The 247-nt window shown below is 63.6% G+C and carries 1 protein-coding gene; it reads right to left on the reverse strand.

What is annotated here, in order from left to right:
- Nucleotides 1–247: transposase domain-containing protein (locus F7Q90_RS26420; RefSeq protein WP_151161244.1), on the reverse strand; the 247-nt coding region annotated here is incomplete at both ends.

Below are 247 nucleotides of genomic sequence, written 5' to 3' on the forward strand. Positions count from 1 at the left end.
AGGGAAGCTCGACCTTCCATGGCAGCAGATCGCGGACCCGGTTCACCGGCCAGTCCTGTATATGACCGATGACGTAACGCAACCACGTCTCGGGGTCAACGCCGTTAAGCCGGCAGGTGACGATCAGCGAGTACAGCACGGCGGCCCGCTCCCCGCCTGCGTCTGAACCGGCGAACAGCCAGTTTTTCCGGCCCAGGGCTACGCCCCGCAGTGCGTTCTCCGCGATGTTGTTGTCTATCTCCGCCCA

The sequence above is a fragment of the Pantoea stewartii subsp. stewartii genome (genome assembly GCF_008801695.1).
In the GTDB taxonomy this organism is placed as follows: Bacteria; Pseudomonadota; Gammaproteobacteria; order Enterobacterales; family Enterobacteriaceae; genus Pantoea; species Pantoea stewartii.